Raw genomic sequence first — 23,329 nt, forward strand, 5'->3', positions numbered from 1 at the left:
CACCTCTGCGTTCCCTGCATTTGCGTCATCCATCCCTGTTTGCTGAACGATAGCTAAGCGAGCCGGGTGGTGACAAGTAGGACGGCAAAAAAAAGCCACCGAAGATCGGCGGCAGGGAGAGAGAGCTGGTTTCTTGTTGTAATGCGGGCAGGCTAGCGCTATGGCGTGCCGTGCAAATGCCGGTGGATGCCGTCGATTGCGTGTTGCATTGCACGATGCGCGTCGCTTGTCGGCCGTGGCATGAACGCGGCGGCTTTGCGAGAGACACGCAGCGTTCCAGCTGCGTCATGCGGCCCGTCCGATCAGAAGCGCTGGGTGTAGTGCGGGCAGCGTTAACGGCCGGGAAGACGGACGCTGAGTCGAGCGAGTTGGCAACGGCGCTGAGCACCGCCGGCGAGTCGCGATCGAACAGGTTGTTGACGTCCACGCCCGCGGTGGTGTTCCACGGCACTGGCAGGACCTGCATGGCATTGAAGCTGATGGGGCGACGTGGTGATAGTTGCCGGTGTCATCCAGCAGCAGAGCCGCGCGTGATGATCGCCGCAGACACATGTCGCCCGAGCGGCGATGTGGTTTAATCGCCGCCGAAGTGGGGGTACCACAGCACTGCTGCGGTTGAGATAGTCCCTTCGAACCTGATCCGGCTCATACCGGCGTAGGGAAGCTTCGTTAGATGCGCTGCTCCGTGCCTGCACGGGCCTGCGCCATTGAGCGCCGCCGCTTCGTCCGCACTGCGACCCCTCGCAGCGCCAGCACCCTTGGTGCTGGCTTCTCAGCACACAGGACGAACGCCAATGAATGCCGCGCCCACCGTTTTGCTGCAACAGACCCAGACGCTCTCGGCAGCTGTGACCCAGCCGATTCCCGGTTCCCGCAAGATCTTCGTGCAAGGTTCGCGTGCAGATCTTCAGGTGCCGATGCGCGAGATCGTGCTGACCCGCACGCCGACGCTGTTCGGTGGGCAGGACAACCCGCCGCTGAGTGTCTACGACACTTCCGGCCCCTACACCGATCCGCAGGCGGCGATCGATCTTGCTGCCGGCCTTGCGCCGTTGCGTGCCGACTGGATTGCCGAACGTGGCGACACGCTGCCATTGGAGGCACTGAGTTCCAGCTTCGGTCGTGGTCGCGAGCATGATGCGCGGCTGGATGCGGTGCGCTTCCCGTCGCGACGGTTGCCACGTGTGGCGCACAGCGGTGCCAATGTGACGCAGATGCATTACGCGCGCCGCGGCATCATCACCCCGGAGATGGAGTTCGTTGCCATTCGCGAAAACCAGCGGCTGGAAGCGGTCACCGATGCGGTGTTGCGCAAGCAGCACCCGGGCGAAGCCTTCGGTGCGGCAATCCAGCAGCGCATCACCCCGGAGTTCGTACGCGAGGAGATCGCGCGCGGCCGCGCAATTTTGCCCAATAACATCAACCATCCGGAAAGCGAGCCGATGATCATCGGCCGCAACTTCCTGACCAAGATCAACGCCAACATCGGCAACAGCGCGGTGTCGTCTGGCATTGCCGAAGAGGTGGAAAAACTGGTGTGGTCGATCCGTTGGGGCGGCGACACGGTGATGGACCTGTCGACCGGCAAGCACATCCATGAGACGCGCGAGTGGATCATTCGCAATTCGCCGGTACCGATCGGCACCGTGCCGATCTACCAGGCACTGGAAAAGGTCGACGGCCGTGCGGAAGAGCTCACCTGGGAGATCTTCCGCGACACCTTGATCGAGCAGGCCGAGCAGGGTGTGGACTACTTCACCATCCACGCGGGCGTGCTGCTGCGTTATGTCCCGCTCACGGCCCGGCGTGTCACCGGCATCGTGTCGCGTGGCGGTTCGATCCTGGCGAAGTGGTGTCTGGCACATCACAAGGAAAACTTTCTCTACACACACTTCGAAGACATCTGCGAAATCATGAAGGCTTACGACGTGGCGTTTTCGCTTGGCGATGGCTTGCGCCCCGGCTGCATTGCCGATGCCAACGACGCGGCCCAGTTCGGTGAACTGGAGACGCTTGGCGAGTTGACCAAGCTCGCCTGGAAGCACGATGTGCAGACCATGATCGAAGGGCCAGGCCATGTGCCGATGCAGCTGATCAAGGAGAACATGGACAAGCAGCTGCGCGAGTGCGGCGAGGCGCCGTTCTATACGCTGGGCCCGCTCACCACCGATATCGCACCTGGCTACGATCACATCACCAGCGCCATCGGTGCGGCGATGATCGGTTGGTTCGGCACTGCCATGCTCTGCTATGTCACACCCAAGGAACACCTGGGCCTGCCCAACCGCCAGGATGTGCGCGATGGGATCATGGCCTACAAGATCGCCGCGCATGCGGCCGACCTTGCCAAGGGCCATCCCGGTGCGCAGGTGCGTGACAACGCCTTGAGCAAGGCGCGCTTCGAGTTCCGCTGGGACGACCAATTCCATCTCGGTCTGGATCCGGAGAAAGCCAAGGAGTTCCACGACGAGACCCTGCCCAAGGACGCCCATAAGCTGGCGCATTTCTGCTCGATGTGCGGCCCGCACTTCTGTTCGATGAAAATCACCCAGGATGTGCGCGACTACGCGGCTGAGCACGGCATCAGCGAGGACCATGCGCTAGAGGCGGGCATGCAGGAGAAGTCTGGAGAATTTGTGGCACAGGGCGCACAGGTGTATCGGGCGTCGTAGCCGCGGGGCAGCATGCGGCTGCAGCGGATCGCTGTGGTCGCTTAAGAAAAGTTCAGTTTTGAATGGTGCAGATTGGCGCTTGCATCGCAAGTGCCGTCTGAAAAATTTTCGCGTCGAGGCAGCAATTCCAAGCAAATTCGGCGCGTCTAGCTGAATTGCAGATAAAAAAATCGCGCCAGAGGCGCGAAGGGTACGTCGTAATTGTTTGAATTCTTCGGCGAGAGAGAGAGCCTGACGTCGCCGCCTGTCATAGGAAGCAACGGTGCATAGCGTAAAATTTGCGCCAATTAGATGCATGACACAGTTGGTTGTCGTGCTTTGCTGAATTTGGCGTCTCGCGCAGTGTGCGTGATTGGTCTTGTTGTCCTTGCCGGCGTGTGTGTCCTTGTTGCCCATGAGTTCTTCCTCCATCCCTTCATCGTCCATGGGCCGGCTGCGCGTCGGTGTCTGCACGGTCGATGTGGCCTCGCGCGAAGTGCATGTTCCTGGTGCAAAGCGCACCCCGCGACTGGCGCCCAAGGCGTTGGCAGTGTTGCTGGCGCTTGCCCGGCAGCCGGGGCAGGTGGTGACGCGCGAGCAGCTGCTGGCCGAGGTCTGGCCGGACACGCTGCCGACCAACGATGTGGTGACACAGGCCATTACCCAGGTGCGCAAGGCGCTCGCCAGCGATGGCAGCGAACGCTCCGCGCATATCGAAACCATTGCAAAGACCGGGTACCGCTTGCTGGCGCCGGTGACGTGGGAGACGCCGGAGACCGTTGACAGTGCTGCTGCAAACGCGGCGCCCCTGGACCCTACGCAGTCACAGGCAGATGCGAACGACAACGCGCAGAGGGAAGACAGCGCTAGCGTGCACGTGGCCGTCGGCAACATTGTCGACGCCCGCACGCCACAGCCCACGCCCAGCGCTCAGCTGCCACGTGCCCGGCGCCGTGGCGTGGCGCTGGTATTGGCCTGCGTCGCCTTGCTGGTGGCGTTGGGGTTGGCGGCAAAAACCTTGTGGCAGCATGCATCCAGCACCGACGCAGTGTCGGTCGGCACGGTGGTGGGCAGTCCCAAGCGCCCGTACCAGGTGATCACCGCCGGTGGTGGCTTCGACCTGACGCTCAGTCTGTCGCCTGACGGGGCCATGGTGGCGTACGCGTCCCTGGTCAACGACCGCCCCGGGACCTCGATCCTGGTCAAGACCACCAATAACGCGTATCCGCGCGTGCTCGACACTCCGGGCCCCGGGGCGGCCGACCGGCTTCCGGCGTGGTCGCCGGATGGCCGTGCGATCGCATTCGAGCGCGATGGCGCAGATGGCAGCTGCCGCATCATGATTGCCGCCGCCAACGGCCAGGCCGCGGCCCACGAGGTTGTGCGGTGCGATGGCGCGGACATGCTGAGTTTCAGCTGGTCGCCGGACGGGCGCGCCTTGTTGTTCGGCACCATGACCGGTGCCCATGGCGCGCGGCGCATCCGTCGTCTGGAGCTTGAAACCGGGCAATGGCAGACGTTGGCGTACAGCGCGCACCCGGACGACTTCGATTACATGCCGCGGTATTCACCCGACGGTGCGTGGATCGTGTTCATGCGTAACCCGCAGATGGGCGACTTGTGGCGCATGCCTGCGCAGGGTGGTACCCCGGAACGGTTGACCGACGACATTGCCGAGATTCGCGGCTGGAGCTGGCTGCCGGACAGCAGTGGGGTGATCTTCGGGCGGCGCGTGGACAGCGAGGCGCGCCTGTACCGGCTGGAGTTGCACGACCGTAGCCTGCACGATCTTGGTGTGGACGACGCACAGGCACCGGATGTGGCTGGTACGCATGCCGTGTTCGTGCAGCGCAAGCCACAGTTTGGTCTGTATCAGGTGGTCCGCGACCCCATGAACGGCGGTTACCTGCGACGTCGTCTGTTTCCGTCCAATGGGCGCGACGATCAACCGATGATTGCGCCGGATGGCCAGCAACTGCTGTTCACCTCCAATCGTTCCGGCGCCTATGGCCTGTGGTGGGGCGATGTCACCAAGCCCGGCTCGGTACGCTTGCTCGAAGGATTGCGCCCGGACAGCCGGCAGGCCGCGGACTGGTCGGCCGATTCGCAGCACGCGTTGGTGACCGGCACCGATGCCACCGGCCGCCGTGGCATCTACGAAGTCACCCCTAGCAACGGCAAGGTCACGCGGCTGGCGGTGCCGCAGACGCGACCTTTGCAGGCGATCTACCTGCCAGACCCCAATCAACTGCTGGTGGTTGCGGCTTCGGACGACGGGCGAACCTCCGCCACCGTCTATGACCGCCGCACGCAACCCTGGCGCATGCTGAGCGTCTTGCCTGATGTATCGCAGCTGCGTCTGGACCGCGCCTCAGGCGAGGTGTTGTTCACGCGCTTGTCCACTGGCGGACTGTGGCGCATCGCGCCGTCGCTGGCCGCCGACACTTTGCAGCCGATCGATCGCACGCAACCTTCGCGCTGGCGTTACCGCAGTTGGGCGCCGGGTGCGCATGCGCAGGTGCATTACCTGTCCTCCACGGACGCGTGCTCCACGCATGACAGTGAACTGCGCAGTGGGCAGCAGGGCCAGTGCATGGATGTTGCCAAGTACACCGCCATCAACGGCTTCAGTATCGATCAGCGCAGTGGCGCGATGTATGTGTCGCTGGCTGAGGAAGATGGCAGCGCCATTGCCTTCATGCCGCTACCCGCAACACCCGCCACCTCGCTCGGCATCGTCTCCAACCTGTTGTTCAAATTGAAGAAATAGGCTTCGTAAGTTCTTCGGAATCTCTTCGTGGCGATTTCGGGACACCTTCGGCAAAACATCCTGACTGCCGCCAGATTCGGCAAAACACTGTGCGCTCTTTTGTACAGCGAGCTGCCAGCATGCAACAGGTCATCACTGCCGATCGTGGCGTTGCACTCTCCATCGACGGTGCTGGCGAGCACACGCCGACCACGTGTCTGGCAGTTGCGCGGCTCGGCAGCCTGCGCACGGTGGCGGCGACCTTTACGTTGTGGGTGCAGCTGCGCGGGCGTTCCTGGGTAGAAGCCAAGGAAGGACGTTTCCGCCTGCATGCAGGTGACTGGATCGCCTTCGACAAGGATTCCCATCCCACGGTGCAGGCGGACCGCAGTGCCGTCTGCGTCGGCGTCAGCCTGGATGGCGACAGCCTGCAGTCGTTGGCCGAGCTGACCGACGCCACGTTGTATCCCGGCCGCAGCCATCTTGCGCGCAGCGACTTGCGTATCGCATTGCGGCTGTGGCGCAATGCCGCCGCGCAGAGTGGTAGCGCTTCGGCCCGGCCGTTGCTGCTGCATCTGGCCGGGATGCAGCGCGAATTCGTCGAACAGGAACAGCGCTGCCCGGGCCGCTCGCGTAGCCGTCGCCGTCAGGTGTTCGGGCGGATGCAGCGGGCGCGTCTATATCTGGAAGGCAACAGCGACCGCGTGGTGCGCATCAGCGAGCTGGCGCAACTGACCAACTTCTCCAGTTGGTATGTCTCCAAGACCTTCCAGAGCCTGTATGAGGAAAGTCCGCAGGCGTTGTCGGCACGCTTGCGTCTGGAACGCGCATCGGACCTGCTGCGCGATACCTCGATGATGATCGGTGAGGTTGCGGCCGCCAGCGGCTTCGACAACTGCTGCAGCTTCGCGCGTGCATTTCGTGCGCGATTCGGCGTTTCCGCTTCGCATTACCGCGACCAAGCAGCAAATCCGCCAGATTCGGCAAAGCCACGGAACGTGACGCGCAAAGCGACGGCGTTCACGCAAACGTAATTTGCACAGGGGCGCTTAACGCGCCACTAACGAACCCTGGAGAGATTGATGAACCTTCGCACCTCCGCAGTGCGGCTGGGCCTGTTGCCCGCCGGTATTGCGATCGCGTTGACGCCGGCATTTGCCGCCGCGCAAGAGTCGACCACCACGCTGGACCGTATCGAGATCACCGGCTCGCGCATCCGTAGCGCGGACGTCGAAACCCAGCAGCCGATTCTGACGCTGGACCGCCAGGCGCTGGAGAAGCAGGGCCTGACGTCGGTCGCCGACGTGCTGCAGAACCTGACTTCGGCGGGCTCGCCGGCCATCTCGCGCGCCGACGCGCTGTCGTCGGGCGAAGACGTGGGCGGTTACTACGTCGACCTGCGTAACCTCGGCGCGCAGCGTACGTTGGTGCTGGTGAACGGCAAGCGTCTGGGTGCATCGACCTCCGGCCTGCAGGATCTCAGCCAGATCCCGATGGCAGCGATCGAGCGTATCGAAGTGCTGAAGGACGGCGCCTCGTCGATCTACGGTTCCGACGCCATTGCCGGTGTCGTCAACGTGATCACCCGTAAGCGCTTCGACGGAGCTGAAGCCAGCGTGCAGTTCGGCCAGTTCGGCCAGGGCGACGGCGATACCACCCAGTACTCCTTCACTGTGGGTACGCAGGGCGAGCGTGGCGGTGTGACGCTGTCGGCCGAATACTCCAAGCAGGATCCGGTGTTCGCCAAGAACCGCTGGTTCAGCCGCGACGGTTCGCGTGGTCCCAACTCGACCCCGAACAGCTGGAGCCCGATCAGCCAGAACGGCTCGTGGTGCAACCCGCTGCAGGTCGACTGCGCTGACCCGGATGCCGCGGTGTGGCAGACGCTCAATGCCGGCGGCAACCCGAACAATCCCGCTGACTACCACCCGCTGACGCCGGCTGAGTACGCCAACTCGAACCAGCAGATGATGGTGCAGACCGGCATCGAGCGTAAGTCGGTGTTTGCGAACGTCAACTACGACGTTGCCGACGCGATCACCTTCAACGCCGACATCGCCTACAACGAGCGCACCACCGACGGCCAGATCGCGGGTTACCCGTATCAGTCCGGCGCATTCGGTACGCCGCTGGAAGCCGGTAGCGCGTTCAACCCGATCGGCCAGGACGTCGACTTCCGTCGTCGTCTGTGGGAAATGCCGCGCGCCAGCGAAAACCAGCTGAAGACGCTGCGTTTTGCGCCGACCTTGAGCGGTTACTTCGATCTCGGTGGCAAGACCTGGGATTGGGACGTGGGCGCGTTGTGGAACCGCAACGAGAACACCAAGCGTAGCCGCGGCGACATGAGCCTGATCGCTTCGCGTCAGGCGCTGGGTCCGTCGTTCATCAACGGCCAGGGCGTTGCGCAGTGCGGTACCGCTGCTGACCCGGTCTCGCTGTCGGCTTGCCGTCCGTGGAACCCGCTGCTGCCGTACAACGTTGCAGGTCAGGGCTCGCTCGCCGACCCGGCGCTGCAGGAATTCCTGTTCCCGACCTTCACCGACACCGGTCTGACCAAGACCACCAGCTTCACCGCCAACCTGTCGGGTTCGATTGTCGAGATGCCGGCTGGCGATCTGGGTATTGCGGTGGGCTACGAGCACCGTAAGGAAGAAGGTCGCTTCTCTCCGGACGCATTTGCGCAGTCGGGCGAGAGCACCGGCCTGGGTGCCAAGACCACGCAGGGTCAGTACTCGCTGGACGAGGTCTACCTTGAGTTGAACGTGCCGCTGCTGAGCGATGTTGCGTTTGCCAAGGAACTGACCTTCAACGCGGCAACCCGTTACTCCGATTACAGCAACTTCGGTAACACGCTGAACTCCAAGTTCGGCCTGACCTGGCGTCCGCTGGAAGACCTGCTGGTGCGTGCGACCTACGCCGAAGGCTTCCGCGCTCCGACCATCAGCGACCTGTACGGTGGCCTGAGCAGCAGCTTCGAGGATTACATCGATCCTTGCGGCGTGGGTGCCCCGAACAGCGTGAACGGCAATGCCGCATGTAACGCCGCTGGTGTCCCGCTGGGTTACACGCAGCTCGGTCAGGGCTTCGTGCCTTGCACGACCTATCCGTGCCAGACGCCTGATGAATTCATCAGCGGCGCGAACCCGAACCTGAAGCCGGAAACCTCCACGAGCAAGACGGCTGGTCTGGTGTGGAGCCCGCGCTGGGTGCAGGGCCTGGACATCTCGCTGGATTGGTACCGCTACGAAATCAATGACATGATCATTGCCGATAGCGTCGACCGCATCCTGCGTGATTGCTACGTGCTCGGCGACACCTCGCGCTGCTCGAGCCTGACGCGTGCTGCAGACGGTCATATCTCGTCGATGACCTACGGCGTGGCCAACCTCGGCCAGATGGAAACCGAAGGCTACGACCTCGGCGTGAAGTACCGCTTGCCGGAAACCGCGATCGGTTCGTTCACCTTCGACTGGCAGACCAGCTACGTCAGCAAGTACGACGAAGCCGGCCAGGACAGCGCAGGCAACGCGATCATGATCGGCCGCGTCGGCGAGCCGGGCATCTTCCGCGTGCGCTCCAACGTTGGCGTGAACTGGACGCTGGGTGATTTCGGCGTCAACTACACCCTGCGTTACTACTCGGGCATGAAGGAAGGCTGCATCACTCTGGCTGAGGGCTACTGCGACGCGCCGGATCATTTCGCCAACGGTGAATCCGATCCGCTGCGCCACACCGGCTCCAACACCTTCCACGACCTGCAGGTCAACTGGAAGGCCCCGTGGGATGCAACGATTGCTCTCGGCGCGAACAACGTGTTCGATCACCGCGGTCCGCTTCAGTACTCGGCACCGAACAGTAGCTTCGCCTACTACGGCGGCTTTGAAATCGGTCGTTTCATGTATATGAAGTACACCCAGCGCTTCTGATCGATCGACGCGCGCATTAGATAATAAGGTTGTAACTAAAAAAGGGTGGATCGTAAGATCCACCCTTTTTTTTATTTAGTTTTTTTGAGGCGCGTATCTAAGAATGACAAATTCCCCAATTGAAACGCGGCTAATGTCCATGAACTGAAAAGCCCAGCCACGTGTTTCTTGAGGCGTTACTTACATCGCTTGGCAAATAACAGTTCCTGAGCCTACGGTGTAGCAGCGTCCGCCCGTGCCCGGAACTCCGCCACCTCCTTTGTCCGAAGGCGGCTTGAAGTCATTGCGGCTTGCGTCTAGGGTAGACGAGCGAGAATATTTTAAGTCGCTGGTATCGTCTTGAAGCACTAAATCAACAATCTTCTGTACGAACGATTTGTCTGAAGTGGTAGGTAGACTTTGTGCTGCTAATACAGGCGAAGAATTCATCGCAATAATCACTGCAACCAATACTGTTGCTTTTTTTATTTTCATTTTCATTCCTTGTAAATGTTGGTCGTTGGCCAAAGGCCAGCTAGAACGTAAGGCTTTCCATAAGAAGGGATGAAAATTTTTTGTAAAATTTCAAGTTGTATCGAACTTCCCGCCATATTTAGCAAAGTCCGAGGAGCCAGGGCACGGCGAGCCCTCAGAGCGACACGGCACCTAGTGGTCGGTCGATAATCGTGGCCGAGCATGCGCCCCGCCGGATTAGCAACGTAGGCTCGTTTACGCTGAAATCCAGTAGCCCTTCCTTAGTCCTGTGTCCTCAAAAACATCGGGCAGGATGAGAAGGCGGCTAGTGGATGTGCCGGGACCTTACGCCTCAGCAAGACCCATCAAGGTATCGGCCTGCTCGCGCCAATTTGGCAGGCGGTTGATGACGCCAACCTTGGTCAGGTATTCCTCGTCCACGGTCTCGCCGCTGGCCAATGCAGTCGCCACGTGTACGGCGCCGGTCACCCAGAAACTGCGCAGGCTGGAGCGTTGCGGGTGGCGATGGAAGGCCACTGCTTCGATGATCGGCATCGGCAGGCCCCACAGGCCCAGCAGGTAGGCGCCCGCCTCGGTATGGCCTAGACGCTCGTCGCCTTCCACGGCCGGTTCGCGTTCATCACGCACACCGGGCAGCAACAGGCCGATGTCGGCCAGCAGCGCGGCGGTGGAGCCCAGTTCGGCGCTGGTCGGTGGCAACACCTTGGCCGCCAGGCGCGAAGACAGCAGCGCGCGGCGCTGCATCGCGGCGCGCTCGGCCGGGGTCAGGGTCTGCACCGAGAATACTTCGCTGGCCAGCACCAGGTCACGCAGCGTCGCCACGCCCAGGCGCGTTACCGCAGTGCGCAGGTCGGTGATGCTGCGTCCGCCGGAGAAGAACGCCGAGTTGCACAGCTGCAGCACCTTGGCCGCGATCGCCGGGTCGCCGGCGATCAGCTTGGCGATGTCGGCCGCGTCGGCGCCATCGTCCTCTTCCAGCGCGTGCATCAGGCTTAAATACAGGTGGGGCGGGGAGGGCAGCTTCTCGATCCGCCCAATGGCCGCGCGCAGGCGCGGATCGCTGAGCAGGTCGCGCAACTCTTCCAGGCTGGTGACCGCTTCCAGCAGCACTTCCGGTGCCAGCGGCATCGGCAGGAAACGGTGCGCCACCCCGATGATGCGCGCCGGTGGCGTGCGCTGCCCGTCCTGGGCATCGATCAGGGCAATGCGGATGGTGTCGGGCCGCAGGGTGCGGATTTGCCCGAGCAAGGTCGCGGCGGTCAAGTCCGGCAGGACCGGGGCAACGATGACGGCATCGAAGGGCGACAGCGCGGCGGCTTCGATGGCAGAGTTCCCGTCCGGGACCTGCTGCGCCTGCCAGTTGTCGCCGAGTTCGGCAATGTAGTCGACAAGGTCGGACGGAAGACTGGCTTCGTCCCCAACAAACAAAATACGCAAGGCACTTCCCCAAGAGTCACCGGCGATAGGCGCCGGCCAAACGCTGTCGGCAATGTACCCAATCTGCCGACAGCGGTCACCGGCATCACGCCAAAAGCGTGATGCCGATCGCCCCGCGCGTGCGGGGCAGCGTCACGGTCGACGGCTCAGGGCGCGTCGGAATTATAGCGTTCCACCGACTCCACCAGGATGCGCTTGGCTTCCGCCGCGCCGCCCCAGCCGTCCAGCTTGACCCACTTGCCTTTCTCCAAGTCCTTGTAATGCTCGAAGAAATGGCCGATGCGCTCCATCCAGTGGCTGGAGACCTGATCGATATCTTCGATATGGGCGTAGCCGGAGAAGATCTTCTCGATCGGCACTGCCAGGATCTTCTCGTCGCTGCCGGCCTCATCGCTCATGCGCAGCACGCCGACCGGGCGGCAACGCACTACCGAACCGGGCACCAGCGGCAGCGGCAGCACCACCAGCACGTCGGCCGGGTCGCCGTCGCCGCACAGAGTGTTGGGCACGTAGCCGTAGTTGCAGGGGTAGCGCATCGGGGTCGACAGGATGCGGTCGACGAAGATCGCGCCGCTGGCCTTGTCCACTTCGTACTTGACCGGCTCCGAGTCCTTGGGGATCTCGATGACGACGTTGATTTCTTCCGGCAGGTTCTTGCCGGAGGTGACCAGTTCCAGGCCCATGCGCGTAGCTCCGAGGCTTCAGCTGTGTGTGGAGGCCGATTCTACGCGTTCGGCTGTTGCGGTGCAGCGACACTGAATAGGCCTCCGTCTGACAGCGGCGCACGGCATAGTCCGCGTTCATCACGGGCCGCTTCCCGATGCTGCTAAGCATGCCCGGGCGTCACGCTGCAGGCTCATCCACAGCCACGGAGTTGGCCCCATGTCCAGGTACCTGCGCGTCATCGTTCTCTTGATGTCATCCATCCTCGCCCCGGCGGCGCTGGCTGCGGATCCGCCGCCGGCGTTCGTGGATGCGGTGGACTGGCCGGTCAACGGCGAAGGTTGGGAGCCTTTTGTCGATCTGGAACAACGGCTGGACCGTGATTTCGACAATATCTGTGGCGATACGTTCTGTGGCGGCGAGTTCAGCGATTACCAGCCGCTGCGGTTCCGCTGCTCGGTCAATCGGGTGAGCGGGGTGGTGCGCAGCTGCATCTGGACCTTTGGCGCGAGCGAGGTGAGCGTGGATCCGCGCAGCGGTCATTTGCGCTCGGACAGCCGGGTCTGGCGCTGCACCGCGCCTCTGAAGGCCGGAACGCGCCTGGACGAGATGTATCGCGTGCTTGCAGTCACCAATCCGCTGTTCGAGCCGCTGCCCGGTGGTGCGCCGCCGATCTATGACGGGCTGATCGGCTGTCTGTAAGGCGCTGACGGCGTCTTGCTCATGCTGTTGGTCGAGCGATCATCCATGACGACCTAGCAGATTCTGGTGCAGCGCCTTCGGTGCTTGCGCGGCTTACCTCCAAGACGCGTTTGATGCACCAAGTAACGAACACCCTGCGCAGCCTGATGGCTTGTGGCGTGATCCTTGCTGACTTGTTGCACGCGGAGATGCGCTGCGCCACTGGCCCGTAGTGATCAAACGGGCCAGTGGCGTCTTTCCGGTCTCCGCAGTGGTCTTTGCAGCAGCACGCATTGCGATGCTGGCAGCCTCAGGAGCCTTAGAACCTGTTCACGATCTTCTGAGTAATAGCGCCAAGAAGGCCAAATGGATGAACTGCAGGCTGGTGTTGAGTTTGCGCTCGCAGTTCTTCCATAGCCTTCGGTTCTTCTCCAGCCAAGCAAAACTACGCTCGACGATCCATCGCTTGGGCATGACCTTGAAGGTGTGCAGTTCGCTGCGCTTGGCAATCTGCACCGTGAGCTGCTCGCCTAAAATCTCTCGCACGCCGTCGGCAAACCGTACGCCGGTGTAACCGCTGTCGCACAGTAAGCTTTGTACATGCGTCAAGTTTGACTGGCAGCGCTCCAACGCCTGCAGCGCACCTTTGCGGTCGGTCACCTCCGCCGTCGTCACCGCGATTGCGTGGGGCAATCCCTGAGTATCAACAGCGATATGCCGCTTGATGCCCGACACCTTCTTGCCCGCGTCATATCCCTTTTGCCCCGCTGTGTCGGTGTTCTTTACGCTCTGCGCGTCCACGATCAAGAACCTGGTGCAGGCGTTGCGCTCCTGTCTGGCGCGGGCCACGCCAACCTGATTTTTTAAGTGCCTGCTCCAGCAGGCTCACTCCCTCATCGTCGCACTCGCTCCACTTGGCAAAGTACGAGTGCACGGTCCGCCACTTCGGAAAGTCGCTGGGGAGCGCTCGCCATTGGCAACCGGTTCGCAGCACGTACAACACTGCGCACCACACCTCATACATATCCACACGGCGTGGCTTGGTGCGCTTACGCGCTTGTTCCAGGATCGGCAGCACGTGTTCGAACTGCTCCCGGCTCATGTCACTTGGATAGGTCTTTTGGCGCATCCGCATAGTCTGCACTGATCAGGAAAGATCGTGAACAGGTTCTTAGAGGCCAGGCGCCGTCGCCAGCCGACAAAGGCCCGGGCCCGGAGTCACGCATCGCTCCGGGCCCACGAGGTCCGCAGATCGCCTCAAGCACAGCGCTTAAAGCAGCGGCACCAACAGCAACGCGACGATATTGATGATCTTGATCAGCGGGTTGATGGCAGGCCCTGCGGTGTCCTTGTAGGGGTCGCCCACGGTGTCGCCGGTGATCGCGGCCTTATGTGCTTCGCTGCCCTTGCCGCCGAAATGACCATCTTCGATGTACTTCTTGGCGTTGTCCCAGGCACCTCCCCCGGTCGTCATCGAAATCGCAACGAAGAGCCCGGTCACGATGGTGCCGATCAACAATCCGCCCAGCGCACGCGGCCCAAGCAACAGCCCGACGATCACCGGGACCACCACCGGCAACAACGAGGGCACGATCATTTCGCGGATTGCCGAGCGAGTGAGCATGTCCACCGCGCGGTCGTATTGCGGCTTGGCGGTGCCGGCCATGATGCCGGGGATGTCGCGGAACTGGCGGCGTACCTCTTCGACTACCGCACCGGCAGCGCGCCCCACGGCTTCCATCGCCATTGCGCCGAACAGGTAGGGAATCAGTCCGCCAATCAGCAAGCCAATGATCACCGTGTGGTCAGACAGATCGAACGCGAATACTTCGTTCGGATTGGCGGCCTGCAGGTTGTGGGTGTAGTCGGCAAACAGCACCAGCGCGGCCAGTGCAGCCGAGCCGATCGCATAGCCCTTGGTCACCGCCTTGGTGGTATTGCCGACTGCATCCAGCGGGTCGGTGACGTTGCGTACTTCTGGCGGCAATTCGGCCATTTCGGCAATGCCGCCGGCGTTGTCCGTGATGGGGCCATAGGCGTCCAGTGCCACGATCATGCCGGCCATCGACAGCATCGCCGTGGCCGCGATCGCAATCCCGTACAGCCCGCCAAAATGGAATGCGCCCCAGATCGCCGCGCACACCGCAATGACCGGGAGTGCGGTGGATTTCATCGAGATGCCCAGGCCGGCAATGATGTTGGTGCCATGACCGGTCGTGCTTGCGGCGGCCACATGCTGCACGGGCCCATACTGCGTGCCGGTGTAGTACTCGGTGATCCACACGATCAGCCCGGTCAGGACCAGGCCGATCAATGCGCAGGCATACAAGGACATCGCTCCATGCGCGTTGTCGCGCATCAAGGCCTGCGTGATCGGCCAATACGCGAGCGCCGCCAACACACCGGACACGATCACGCCTTTATAGAGCGCGCCCATGATCGAGCCGCCCGGCTTCACCTTGACGAATGCTGCGCCAATGATCGAAGCGACAATGGACACGCCGCCCAGCACCAGTGGATACAACACCGCATGCGGTCCGGTTTCGGCCAGGGTCAGGCTGCCGAGCAGCATTGTGGCAATGACGGTGACCGCATAGGTCTCGAACAGGTCCGCCGCCATGCCTGCGCAGTCCCCGACGTTGTCACCGACGTTGTCTGCAATCACGGCCGGATTGCGCGGGTCGTCTTCGGGGATGCCGGCCTCGACCTTGCCCACCAGGTCGGCGCCCACATCGGCGCCTTTGGTGAAAATGCCGCCACCCAGGCGCGCAAAGATCGAAATCAGCGATGAACCGAACGCCAGGCCGACCAAGGCATGCAGGTTCTGCTCAAGCGGCAGGCCGATGGCTTGCAGGGCGGCGTAGTAGCCTGCAACACCCAGCAAGCCCAGGCCGACCACCAGCAGGCCGGTGATGGCGCCGCCGCGGAAGGCAACGTCCATGGCCTTGCTGATCCCGTGACGGGCTGCTTCTGCGGTGCGCACGTTGGCGCGTACCGACACGTTCATGCCGATGTAGCCGGCCAACCCCGACAGCACCGCACCAATCGCAAACCCGATCGCGGTGTACCAACTCAGAAACAGCCCGACCAGCACGAACAACACCACGCCCGCGATGGAAATGGTCAGGTATTGCCGGTTGAGGTAGGCGCGTGCGCCCTCCTGGATGGCAGCGGCGATTTCCTGCATGCGTGCATTGCCGCTCGGCTGCGCGACCACCCAGCGCGCCGACAACATGCCATAGACAATGGCCAGGACCGCACAACCCAGCGCGAGCATCAATCCGTAGTGTTCCAGCATGACCCCTCCCAAAAGAATGGATGTCGTCCGGTCGGGACGAACGAAGGGCGGTGCGCGACGAGTGGAACGGCGAAGACGGACTCGACGGCCTGACTAGGCCTGCTGCGCGTCGCGATGTTCATGTGGCCGGATTGCGGCCGAGTATGCGCCGCGTCCTGCATGCCTGCCAGCACCGCGGCTTTGGCGCCGCGTTCAGTGATGGCATGACAGCCTGCCGCCACCGTGATCGACCCGATCCAGGAGCCTATGTATGTTGAAATCCGCCTTGATGATGACCGGCCTGCTGCTGAGCGCTCCTGTGTTTGCCGCCGAGCCCGCACCGGAAATGCAGCGTGCCCCTGGCACGGCGCAGGCGATTGGTGCACCGCACACCTTGCGTCAGATTCCTGAAGCATGTGCCCGTCTGGAAGGCGTTTTCACCGGCAATGCGGCGCAGCCATACACGTTTTCGGTGACGCGCAGCAGTCCTACCTGTCAGCCGCGCGCTCGCTTCGTCGACTACGCCAAGGCTGCACCCAGCGTGGCCTCCGGTTGGATTTTCAATGATGTGATCCGCTTACCGAGCGCGGCCTGCCCGTCACAGCAGGCGGTCGTGCGCGTATGGCGCAAGCCGGTTGCGGCCAAGCCGCAGCTGGATGGACAAGGGCAGTCGCGTATCTATCTGGAGGAGGCCAAGCAGCAGGCCGCGGCCGGCAAGATCCCGCAGGTTCCCATGTTTACCGCGCAGCAGACGATGGAAGGCAAGGCCTGCCAATAGAGCGGCTAATGCGGCCGCGCGTGCCTTGGGGTGTGAGTTCGGTCTGCGCGCCCAACTTTGCGGCGCTACATGCATGCATGTAGCGCACGCGGCACCGATGGTGCAGTGGGTCAATCATCAATGCCTGCTTCCGTGTTGCATAGCATGCATCAGCGACAGGTCAGGTAGTGGCGGGTCGCTCACCAGTGCGCCGCCGTCGGGGTTGCCAGCGAGCCAAAGGCCGATTGGGCTTGATACCGACGCTTTGCTGAGAACAAGTCGTGCCAATGAAGTCGCGTCAGCCACATCAATCGCATCGGAGCATGCGCTGCATCTTCGATACACGGCGCTAACGCGGCGCAGCGTGGTTTGCCGCCTGCGTGCCATGCGGCGTTCTCCGTCCTAGTGGTGTTCAACGCCAACGGCGCTGGCGCTTTTCTTGAGAAGCCTATGAAGGTATTGCGTCACTCCCCGGGACTGCTGGCCGTGTTCGCGTTATGGCACCCGGTGCCCGCACGTGCAGCAGCCAGCATGGTGGTCGACGATGCTGGCGTGACGCCACGCGGCCAGTGCCAGCTCGAAGCGTGGTGGCGTGCGACGCCCGGCGGTGCATCGGCCACGGCAGTGCCTGCCTACAACCTCTGGGGCACCGAATTCGCGTTGGGAATGACCGACGTCCGGCACGGATCGGCTGCGCTCGACATCGGCGCAAAACGCATGCTGCGCGATCCGGAGCAACACGCATGGGGGCTGGCGGTGTCAGTGGGCCTGCAACGCGCCTGGCAGGAGCCTCAGCAACGCGCCAGTTACATCACCGTGCCGATGACGTGGTCGTTGGGAACGGAAGCGAACACGCTAATTCACGTCAATTTCGGCGCGCTCGTCACGCACGCTGGCCCGGACACCACGACTGCAGGTGTCGGCCTGGAGCACGTGCTCACCCCCGCCTGGACGGTCCTGGCCGAAGCATCGGGAGACGATCGCAACGGTCACGGTGCGCAACTTGGACTGCGCGGACTGGTAGGCAAGGCCTCCAGCATCGATCTCGTGATTGGACGTGATCACGCGACCGCGCCGCGCGGGTGGATCACGGTCGGGATCAACCTTGCAATGTTGCCGTGATGAGATGCCAAGCGTCAGGCGCGCGCATGCGGCTGCGGAACTACGCTGCGGTAATGGCAGGGCCGGCCAGTTGGCCAACGAAGTACGGTAGGGCGTTGGCTGCGGTGATACCTGGGCAAAAAACAAACCCCGGCCAGGCCGGGGTTTGTTTTAGTCAGGTGGGAGCGTACTGAATCAGTTGCCGCGGCAGTCGCGTAGCCAGAGCACTTTCAGAATCTGGTCGTAGTGATCCACAACACCCGTCAACGTCACCTTCTCCTTCGGGCGCAGCGACAATGCATAGGCAGCCTGGTTGGCAGCAAACGAGCAAGTAATGGCAACGGTATCGAACTGATTGTCGCCCTGAAGCACGTCGAAGCCGATGTTATAGCGGCCGCTGTCTTTCAGTACGCCACCTTGATTGATCTTGCCCGTGATGCGGTAGACCTTGTCGGCGTAGCGCGCTTCGATGGCAGCCGGATTGTCTTTGTGCTGGTTGCGCAGCTGGAAGCCAAACTTCTCGGCGGTGATTTCCACCGGTGCAGTGTCCAGGGTCTTCTTTGCAAACTGTTCGCCCGCCGCGCCGGGCTTGACCTGGTTCAGCAGTTTGCACATCTCGGTACGGGCGCTGTCAGTAGATGCGATAGCTCCCTTGTTGACCTTGAAAAGCAGATTGACCGTGCCGATGCCATCGACTGCGCTTGCCGAGACGATCATCGGGAGCGGCTTGTGCGACATGGTCTCTGGCTCTTCGATCAACATTGAGCCTGCGTCAGCATCTTCGCTCAGTACATCCATCTTGGCCTGCTTGGCGATCACGCGCATCTGGCCGATGGCGCTGCGTACGGTCAGGCCCGGGTGGCTGACCGAGACAGAAAACTGGGTGCCGACGAAGGGGTTGCCCTTCTTCTGGAAGCTCTCTTCGCAGGTTGCAGCAAAGACGGGAGCCGAGGCTGCAAGCAGCAGGGCGGCGCCGAGGTAGCGGGATTTCATGGATAACATCCTTGATCGGAGATGGGCAGCTGCAAAGGCTGTCGCCCGCTGGAAGCGGACGTTAGAGGCGCAGATGGCGTTCCCCAGCATCCTTGCGCGGCGGATTATGTCAGCGGGCCCGCAGCCCGGCAATCGGGGAGTTCCCTATACCGGTAGGCCTGTGGGCGAGCACATGTTCAGCAGGTGCTCGCGATATACCAAGGTCAGAAGCCGTAGTTGCTGCCAGGAATAATGGCGCCCCGGCAAATATGGGTTAGAAGGCCGGCGCGCTGCAGCCTAAAACTCACCCCTCCCACGCCGCTAACTTCTTGACCACGGCAACGTTCTTCAACGTCACGTACTTGGGAAGTCCATCGCTGCCGTAGGCCAACGGGGCTTCGCCCTTGATCAGTGGGGCGAAGTAGCGGCGGGCGCGTTCGGTGAGGCCGAAGCCGTCCTTGCGCAGGAAGCTGGGCGGCATCTTCTTTTCGTGGTTGGCCACCTTGTGCAGCGGGGCGGGCACGATCTTCCAGCGGTACGGGGCGTCGCTGACACGTTCGATCACCGGGATCACCGCGTTCATGCCCTTGAGGGCGTACTGCACGGCGGCCTTGCCCACGGCCTGGGCCTGTTCCCAGTCGGTCTTGGAGGCGAGGTGGCGTGCGGAACGCTGCAGGTAATCGGGTAGCGTCCAGTGCACCTTGTAGCCGAGTTCCTGTTTGACCTGCGCCGCGAGGAACGAGGCCACGCCGCCGAGTTGCGCGTGCCCGAACGAATCGGCCGCGCCGCCGGCATCGGCGACGAATTTGCCCTGTGCGTCCTGGATGCCCTCGCTGGCCACGACCACGCACCAGCCGACCCGTTCCACCACCTGGCGCACCTTGGCCAGGAACGCGGCCTGATCAAAGGCGCGCTCGGGCAGCAGGATGATCTGCGGCGCGTCGTCGGGCCCCTGTCCGGCCAGCCCGGCCGCTGCGGCCAGCCAGCCGGCGTGGCGGCCCATCGCTTCGTAGATGAAGACCTTGGTCGAGGTGTCGGCCATGGCGGCCACGTCCAGCGCCGCTTCGCGCACCGAGACCGCGGTGTACTTGGCGGCCGAGCCGAAGCCGGGGCAGGTGTCGGTCACCGCCAGGTCGTTGTCGATGGTCTTGGGCACGCCGATGCAGTGCAGCGGGTAGCCGAACGCCTTGGCCAGCTGCGAGACCTTCAATGCGGTATCGGCCGAGTCGTTGCCGCCGTTGTAGAGGAACCAGCGCACGTCGTGTGCGCGCAGCACCTCCAGCAGGCGTTCGTATTTGGCGCGGTCCTGCTCCAGCGATTTGAGCTTGTAGCGGCAGGACCCGAACGCGCCGCCGGGGGTCTGCGCCAGCGCGGCGATCGCTGCGGCCGATTCTTTGGAGGTGTCGATCAATTCCTCGCGCAGCGCGCCCAGGATGCCGTTGCGTGCAGCCAGCACCTTGATCTTGCGTGCGCGCGCTTCGCCGATCACCCCGGCAGCGGTGGCGTTGATGACGGCAGTGACACCGCCGGACTGGGCATACAACAGGTTGCCGTTGGTCATAGGGGGACACACTCCTCAGATGGCGACATGGCGCGGGGGACATTGCGGGGACATTCCCCGGATGCGGTAAGCTGCACGACCATACGGTCAGCGCTGGCGAAGGCTTGAGTCTAACGCCGCCCACCGCAACGCGTTTTTATTCGAAAGTGGAGTCCACTGATGCGATTGGTTCTGTTGGGACCGCCCGGTTCGGGCAAGGGCACCCAGGCGGCACGGCTCAAAGACACGTTTCAGATCCCGCACATTTCCACCGGCGACCTGCTGCGTGCCGAAGTGGCCGCCGGTTCACCGCTTGGCGTGAAGGCCAAGGAAGTGATGGCGCGTGGCGATCTGGTGTCCGACGAGATCCTGCTCGGCATGCTGGAAGCGCGGTTGGGCCAGGCCGATGTGGCCAACGGCTTCATCCTGGATGGTTACCCGCGCAACGTGGCCCAAGCCAATGCACTGGACAGCTTGCTCAGCAAGATCGGCCAGCCGCTGGATGCGGTGGTGCAGCTGGATGTGGCCAGCGAATTGCTGGTAGAGCGGATCGCCGGCCGTGCCAAGGCCGAGGGCCGCGAAGACGACAATCCGGAATCGGTGCGCAAGCGTCTGCAGGTCTATACCGATTCCACCGCACCGGTGATCGGCTTCTACGAGCAGCGTGGCAAGTTGGCGCGCGTGGATGGCGTCGGTTCGCTGGATGAAGTGCTTAAGCGTATCGGCCAGGCCCTGGGCCGCTGAGCCGTCGGGCCGGGCGGCAGCGCCCGGTCCTTCCTGCCAGTGGAACAGTCGCTGGCGGGGCACGTGATCGGTACCAAACCGTGCAAAAGAAAAACCCCGGTCGTACATGACGACCGGGGCAGTAATGGCGCCAGTAATGAGCTTGCTCAAAGCCCCACAGCATGAGCTCCCTGGGGATTTGGCCTCTTGGGGAGTAGGACCAAAGGGGTGCTGCGACTGGCGTTCAGCATAGTGACGGATGCAGCTACCCGCGTGTATCGGTAAGTTCCCGACAGCCCGGTAGGGGTTTCCTGACGTTTGGGTGCGGTGCGGATTCGAATATCCCGCAACTCCGGCGATCGGCGACAATGAGGCCATGAGCAAACTCCACATCCTCGGCATTGCCGGGACCTTCATGGGCGGCGTTGCCGCGCTGGCGCGCGAACTGGGTTGGCAGGTGGAAGGCAGTGACCAGGCCATCTACCCGCCGATGTCCACGCAGCTGGAAACCCTGGGCATTCGGCTGGCGCAGGGCTATCTGCCCGCCAACATCTCCGCCGATGCGCAGGACGTGGTCATTGGCAATGCGCTTTCGCGCGGCAATGCGGCGGTGGAAGCGGTGCTCGATGCGGGCCGCCGCTACAGTTCGGGCGCGCAATGGCTGGCCGAGCACGTGCTGCCCGGGCGCAACACCCTGGCCGTGGCCGGCACGCACGGCAAGACCACCACCACCACTATTCTCAGTTATCTGCTGGAGGCCGCCGGGCGGGCGCCGGGCTTTCTGATCGGTGGCGTGGCCGAGGACTTTGGCGTCTCGGCGCGGCTCGGGCAGGGCCAGGAATTTGTGGTGGAAGCGGACGAGTACGACACCGCGTTCTTCGACAAGCGCAGCAAGTTCGTGCACTACCGCCCGTTGGTGGCGATCCTCAACAATCTTGAGTACGACCACGCCGACATCTTTCCGGACGTGGCCGCGATCCAGCGCCAATTCCATCACCTGGTGCGGACGGTGCCGGCGCGCGGGCGGCTGATCGTCAACGGCGAGGATGCGCGGCTGGCCGAGGTGCTGGCGATGGGCTGCTGGACGCCGGTGGAGCGCTTTGGATTCGATCCGGCGCTGGACTGGAGCGCGCAGCTGTTGGCCGACGATGGCAGCCGCTTCGCCGTGCTGCACCGGGGTGAGGAGATCGGCCAGGTGCAGTGGCCATTGCTGGGGCGCCACAACGTGCTCAACGGGTTGGCGGCGCTGGCCGCGGTGCAGGCGGTGGGCGTGGACCCGGCAACGGTGATGCCCGCGCTGGCGCGCTTTCAGAGTGTGAAGCGGCGGCTGGAAGTTTTGGGGCAGGCGCAGGGCATCACCGTCTATGACGATTTCGCCCATCACCCCACGGCGATCGCCACCACGCTGCAGGGGCTGCGCGCCAAGGTCGGCACTGCGCGCGTGCTGGTGGCGATGGAGCCGCGCAGCAATTCGATGCGCCTGGGTGCGCATGCACAGGCACTGGCACCGTCGTTGCACGATGCCGATGCTGTGGTGTTCCTGCATCGGCCGGAACTGGCCTGGGACGCGGCGCCGATCATTGCGCAGGTGCGGGGTCAGGCGCATGTCGCGCAGGATGTGGATACGTTGTTGCGCATGCTGGGGGAGATCGCGCAGCCGGGCGACCATGTGGTGTTCATGTCCAATGGCGGCTTCGATGGTGCACCGCGCCGCTTCCTGGCAGGCCTGGCATGACCGTGCAGCCCACGATGCCGGCCGAGATCACCTCGTTGCCGCTTTTCCCGCTGCACAGCGTGTTGCTGCCCGGTGCGACGATCGGCTTGCGCGTGTTCGAGCGCCGCTATCTGGATCTGGTGCGCGATTGCGGGCGGACCGGCAGCAGTTTCGGCGTGTGTTTGATCCTGGATGGCAGCGATGTGGGGGCGCCGGCGGTTCCTGCGGCGTACGGCACCGAGGTGCGCATCGAGGATTTCGATGTGGGCAACGATGGCGTGCTGGTCTTGCGCCTGCGTGGTACCCGGCGCTTTCGCGTGCAGCGCTCGCGCGTGCGAGACAACGGCCTGGTGGTGGGGGAGGTGAGTTGGTGTGAGCCGGACAGCGACGACGAGCTGCGCCCCGAGCATGGTCTGCTCGCCACCGTGCTCGAACGCATGCTGGAGCAGGTGGGTGGCGAATTTGCATCCGCTGGCCCCGGCCTGCTCGATCAAGCTGCCTGGGTGGGCTGGCGCCTGGCCGAGCTGCTGCCGTTGAGCGAAGGCCAGCGGTTGTCGTTGTTGCAGGAGGACGACCCGCATCGCCGCCTGGAGCAACTGCTGGCCTGGATGCCATAACCGCTGCGGAGTGTGATGTGTGCGCGTGATTCCTCACCGCACTTGCA

At 63.1% G+C, this 23,329-nt stretch carries 18 protein-coding genes and 1 riboswitch; of the genes, 10 read left to right on the forward strand and 8 right to left on the reverse strand.

Features of this window, described 5'->3' with window-relative positions; all coding sequences use genetic code 11:
* Window positions 1-25 precede the first annotated feature (25 nt).
* Window positions 26-466 (reverse strand): hypothetical protein, encoded by a 441-nt coding sequence (locus tag ACCQ09_RS04260; protein WP_228427731.1) that lies wholly within the window; start codon window positions 464-466, stop codon window positions 26-28.
* Window positions 467-581: 115 nt separating this feature from the next.
* Window positions 582-680, forward strand: a riboswitch (TPP riboswitch).
* Between the two features lie 114 nt (window positions 681-794).
* On the opposite strand from ACCQ09_RS04260, the gene thiC reads away from it, so the two are divergent.
* The 4 genes from thiC to ACCQ09_RS04280 all read left to right on the forward strand — a co-directional run bounded on the left by thiC (window position 795) and on the right by ACCQ09_RS04280 (window position 9,326).
* Window positions 795-2,672, forward strand: a complete 1,878-nt coding sequence (thiC, locus tag ACCQ09_RS04265) for a phosphomethylpyrimidine synthase ThiC (RefSeq protein WP_228427729.1) — start codon at window positions 795-797, stop codon at window positions 2,670-2,672.
* A gap of 394 nt (window positions 2,673-3,066) precedes the next feature.
* Window positions 3,067-5,421: a winged helix-turn-helix domain-containing protein gene (locus ACCQ09_RS04270; RefSeq protein WP_228427727.1), complete on the forward strand. Its 2,355-nt coding sequence runs from the start codon at window positions 3,067-3,069 to the stop codon at window positions 5,419-5,421.
* A gap of 119 nt (window positions 5,422-5,540) precedes the next feature.
* Window positions 5,541-6,434 carry a helix-turn-helix domain-containing protein gene (locus ACCQ09_RS04275; protein WP_011038416.1) on the forward strand — a complete coding sequence of 298 codons (894 nt, stop codon included), beginning with the start codon at window positions 5,541-5,543 and terminating at the stop codon, window positions 6,432-6,434.
* Between the two features lie 48 nt (window positions 6,435-6,482).
* Entirely contained in the window at window positions 6,483-9,326 is a 2,844-nt protein-coding gene (locus tag ACCQ09_RS04280; protein WP_040940705.1) for a TonB-dependent receptor plug domain-containing protein, read from the forward strand.
* A gap of 180 nt (window positions 9,327-9,506) precedes the next feature.
* On the opposite strand, the gene ACCQ09_RS04285 is transcribed toward ACCQ09_RS04280, so the two are convergent.
* From ACCQ09_RS04285 to ppa, 3 genes are all read right to left on the reverse strand, one after another.
* A complete protein-coding gene (locus ACCQ09_RS04285; RefSeq protein ID WP_012437450.1) occupies window positions 9,507-9,800 on the reverse strand; it encodes a hypothetical protein in 294 nt (97 codons plus the stop codon).
* A gap of 324 nt (window positions 9,801-10,124) precedes the next feature.
* Entirely contained in the window at window positions 10,125-11,237 is a 1,113-nt protein-coding gene (locus ACCQ09_RS04290) for an HDOD domain-containing protein (RefSeq protein WP_040940706.1), read from the reverse strand.
* 146 nt (window positions 11,238-11,383) lie between these two features.
* Window positions 11,384-11,920 carry an inorganic diphosphatase gene (ppa, locus tag ACCQ09_RS04295; RefSeq protein WP_002804918.1) on the reverse strand — a complete coding sequence of 179 codons (537 nt, stop codon included), beginning with the start codon at window positions 11,918-11,920 and terminating at the stop codon, window positions 11,384-11,386.
* Between the two features lie 199 nt (window positions 11,921-12,119).
* Here ppa and ACCQ09_RS04300 point away from each other — a divergent pair, with 199 nt between their 5' ends.
* Window positions 12,120-12,602: a hypothetical protein gene (locus ACCQ09_RS04300; protein WP_012437452.1), complete on the forward strand. Its 483-nt coding sequence runs from the start codon at window positions 12,120-12,122 to the stop codon at window positions 12,600-12,602.
* Window positions 12,603-12,911: 309 nt separating this feature from the next.
* Here the strand turns inward: ACCQ09_RS04300 and ACCQ09_RS04305 are convergent.
* Both ACCQ09_RS04305 and ACCQ09_RS04310 read right to left on the reverse strand, forming a co-directional pair.
* A protein-coding gene (locus ACCQ09_RS04305) for an IS5 family transposase (protein WP_087942923.1) occupies window positions 12,912-13,710 on the reverse strand; the annotation gives its coding sequence in 2 pieces (ribosomal slippage) (window positions 12,912-13,440 and window positions 13,439-13,710; 801 coding nt in all).
* Between the two features lie 141 nt (window positions 13,711-13,851).
* On the reverse strand, window positions 13,852-15,879 hold the full coding sequence (locus tag ACCQ09_RS04310) for a sodium-translocating pyrophosphatase (RefSeq protein ID WP_040940707.1): 2,028 nt from the start codon (window positions 15,877-15,879) through the stop codon (window positions 13,852-13,854).
* A 268-nt stretch (window positions 15,880-16,147) separates the two neighbouring features.
* Between ACCQ09_RS04310 and ACCQ09_RS04315 the strand changes: the two genes are divergently transcribed.
* Window positions 16,148-16,636: a hypothetical protein gene (locus ACCQ09_RS04315; protein WP_040942239.1), complete on the forward strand. Its 489-nt coding sequence runs from the start codon at window positions 16,148-16,150 to the stop codon at window positions 16,634-16,636.
* A gap of 429 nt (window positions 16,637-17,065) precedes the next feature.
* Complete coding sequence (locus ACCQ09_RS04320) at window positions 17,066-17,737, forward strand: PA4824 family protein (RefSeq protein ID WP_228427725.1); 672 nt, start codon at window positions 17,066-17,068, stop codon at window positions 17,735-17,737.
* A gap of 174 nt (window positions 17,738-17,911) precedes the next feature.
* On the opposite strand, the gene ACCQ09_RS04325 is transcribed toward ACCQ09_RS04320, so the two are convergent.
* Window positions 17,912-18,709, reverse strand: coding sequence for a hypothetical protein (locus ACCQ09_RS04325; RefSeq protein ID WP_040940709.1), 798 nt, complete (start codon window positions 18,707-18,709; stop codon window positions 17,912-17,914).
* A gap of 283 nt (window positions 18,710-18,992) precedes the next feature.
* Window positions 18,993-20,249 carry a 6-phosphofructokinase gene (locus ACCQ09_RS04330; protein ID WP_040940710.1) on the reverse strand — a complete coding sequence of 419 codons (1,257 nt, stop codon included), beginning with the start codon at window positions 20,247-20,249 and terminating at the stop codon, window positions 18,993-18,995.
* A gap of 159 nt (window positions 20,250-20,408) precedes the next feature.
* Between ACCQ09_RS04330 and ACCQ09_RS04335 the strand changes: the two genes are divergently transcribed.
* The 3 genes from ACCQ09_RS04335 to ACCQ09_RS04345 all read left to right on the forward strand — a co-directional run bounded on the left by ACCQ09_RS04335 (window position 20,409) and on the right by ACCQ09_RS04345 (window position 23,282).
* Window positions 20,409-20,972: an adenylate kinase gene (locus tag ACCQ09_RS04335; protein ID WP_012437457.1), complete on the forward strand. Its 564-nt coding sequence runs from the start codon at window positions 20,409-20,411 to the stop codon at window positions 20,970-20,972.
* Window positions 20,973-21,327: 355 nt separating this feature from the next.
* Window positions 21,328-22,686 carry a UDP-N-acetylmuramate:L-alanyl-gamma-D-glutamyl-meso-diaminopimelate ligase gene (gene mpl / locus ACCQ09_RS04340; RefSeq protein ID WP_012437458.1) on the forward strand — a complete coding sequence of 453 codons (1,359 nt, stop codon included), beginning with the start codon at window positions 21,328-21,330 and terminating at the stop codon, window positions 22,684-22,686.
* Window positions 22,683-23,282 carry an LON peptidase substrate-binding domain-containing protein gene (locus ACCQ09_RS04345; protein ID WP_016944428.1) on the forward strand — a complete coding sequence of 200 codons (600 nt, stop codon included), beginning with the start codon at window positions 22,683-22,685 and terminating at the stop codon, window positions 23,280-23,282. Before mpl ends, ACCQ09_RS04345 begins: the two co-directional genes overlap by 4 nt.
* Window positions 23,283-23,329: the final 47 nt, after the last annotated feature.

The organism is Xanthomonas sp. NCPPB 2586 (genome assembly GCF_041475775.2).
In the GTDB taxonomy this organism is placed as follows: domain Bacteria; phylum Pseudomonadota; class Gammaproteobacteria; order Xanthomonadales; family Xanthomonadaceae; genus Xanthomonas; species Xanthomonas campestris.

Excerpts from the sequence above, each read along its gene's own strand:
- ACCQ09_RS04330 (WP_040940710.1), bottom strand. The coding sequence starts at position 20,249 with ATGACCAACGGCAACCTGTTGTATGCCCAGTCCGGCGGTGTCACTGCC.
- ACCQ09_RS04345 (WP_016944428.1), top strand. The coding sequence starts at position 22,683 with ATGACCGTGCAGCCCACGATGCCGGCCGAGATCACCTCGTTGCCGCTT.
- thiC (WP_228427729.1), top strand. The coding sequence starts at position 795 with ATGAATGCCGCGCCCACCGTTTTGCTGCAACAGACCCAGACGCTCTCG.
- ppa (WP_002804918.1), bottom strand. The coding sequence starts at position 11,920 with ATGGGCCTGGAACTGGTCACCTCCGGCAAGAACCTGCCGGAAGAAATC.
- ACCQ09_RS04335 (WP_012437457.1), top strand. The coding sequence starts at position 20,409 with ATGCGATTGGTTCTGTTGGGACCGCCCGGTTCGGGCAAGGGCACCCAG.
- ACCQ09_RS04300 (WP_012437452.1), top strand. The coding sequence starts at position 12,120 with ATGTCCAGGTACCTGCGCGTCATCGTTCTCTTGATGTCATCCATCCTC.
- ACCQ09_RS04275 (WP_011038416.1), top strand. The coding sequence starts at position 5,541 with ATGCAACAGGTCATCACTGCCGATCGTGGCGTTGCACTCTCCATCGAC.
- mpl (WP_012437458.1), top strand. The coding sequence starts at position 21,328 with ATGAGCAAACTCCACATCCTCGGCATTGCCGGGACCTTCATGGGCGGC.
- ACCQ09_RS04315 (WP_040942239.1), top strand. The coding sequence starts at position 16,148 with ATGATGACCGGCCTGCTGCTGAGCGCTCCTGTGTTTGCCGCCGAGCCC.
- ACCQ09_RS04310 (WP_040940707.1), bottom strand. The coding sequence starts at position 15,879 with ATGCTGGAACACTACGGATTGATGCTCGCGCTGGGTTGTGCGGTCCTG.
- ACCQ09_RS04325 (WP_040940709.1), bottom strand. The coding sequence starts at position 18,709 with ATGAAATCCCGCTACCTCGGCGCCGCCCTGCTGCTTGCAGCCTCGGCT.
- ACCQ09_RS04285 (WP_012437450.1), bottom strand. The coding sequence starts at position 9,800 with ATGAAAATAAAAAAAGCAACAGTATTGGTTGCAGTGATTATTGCGATG.
- ACCQ09_RS04280 (WP_040940705.1), top strand. The coding sequence starts at position 6,483 with ATGAACCTTCGCACCTCCGCAGTGCGGCTGGGCCTGTTGCCCGCCGGT.
- ACCQ09_RS04260 (WP_228427731.1), bottom strand. The coding sequence starts at position 466 with ATGCAGGTCCTGCCAGTGCCGTGGAACACCACCGCGGGCGTGGACGTC.
- ACCQ09_RS04320 (WP_228427725.1), top strand. The coding sequence starts at position 17,066 with ATGAAGGTATTGCGTCACTCCCCGGGACTGCTGGCCGTGTTCGCGTTA.
- ACCQ09_RS04270 (WP_228427727.1), top strand. The coding sequence starts at position 3,067 with ATGAGTTCTTCCTCCATCCCTTCATCGTCCATGGGCCGGCTGCGCGTC.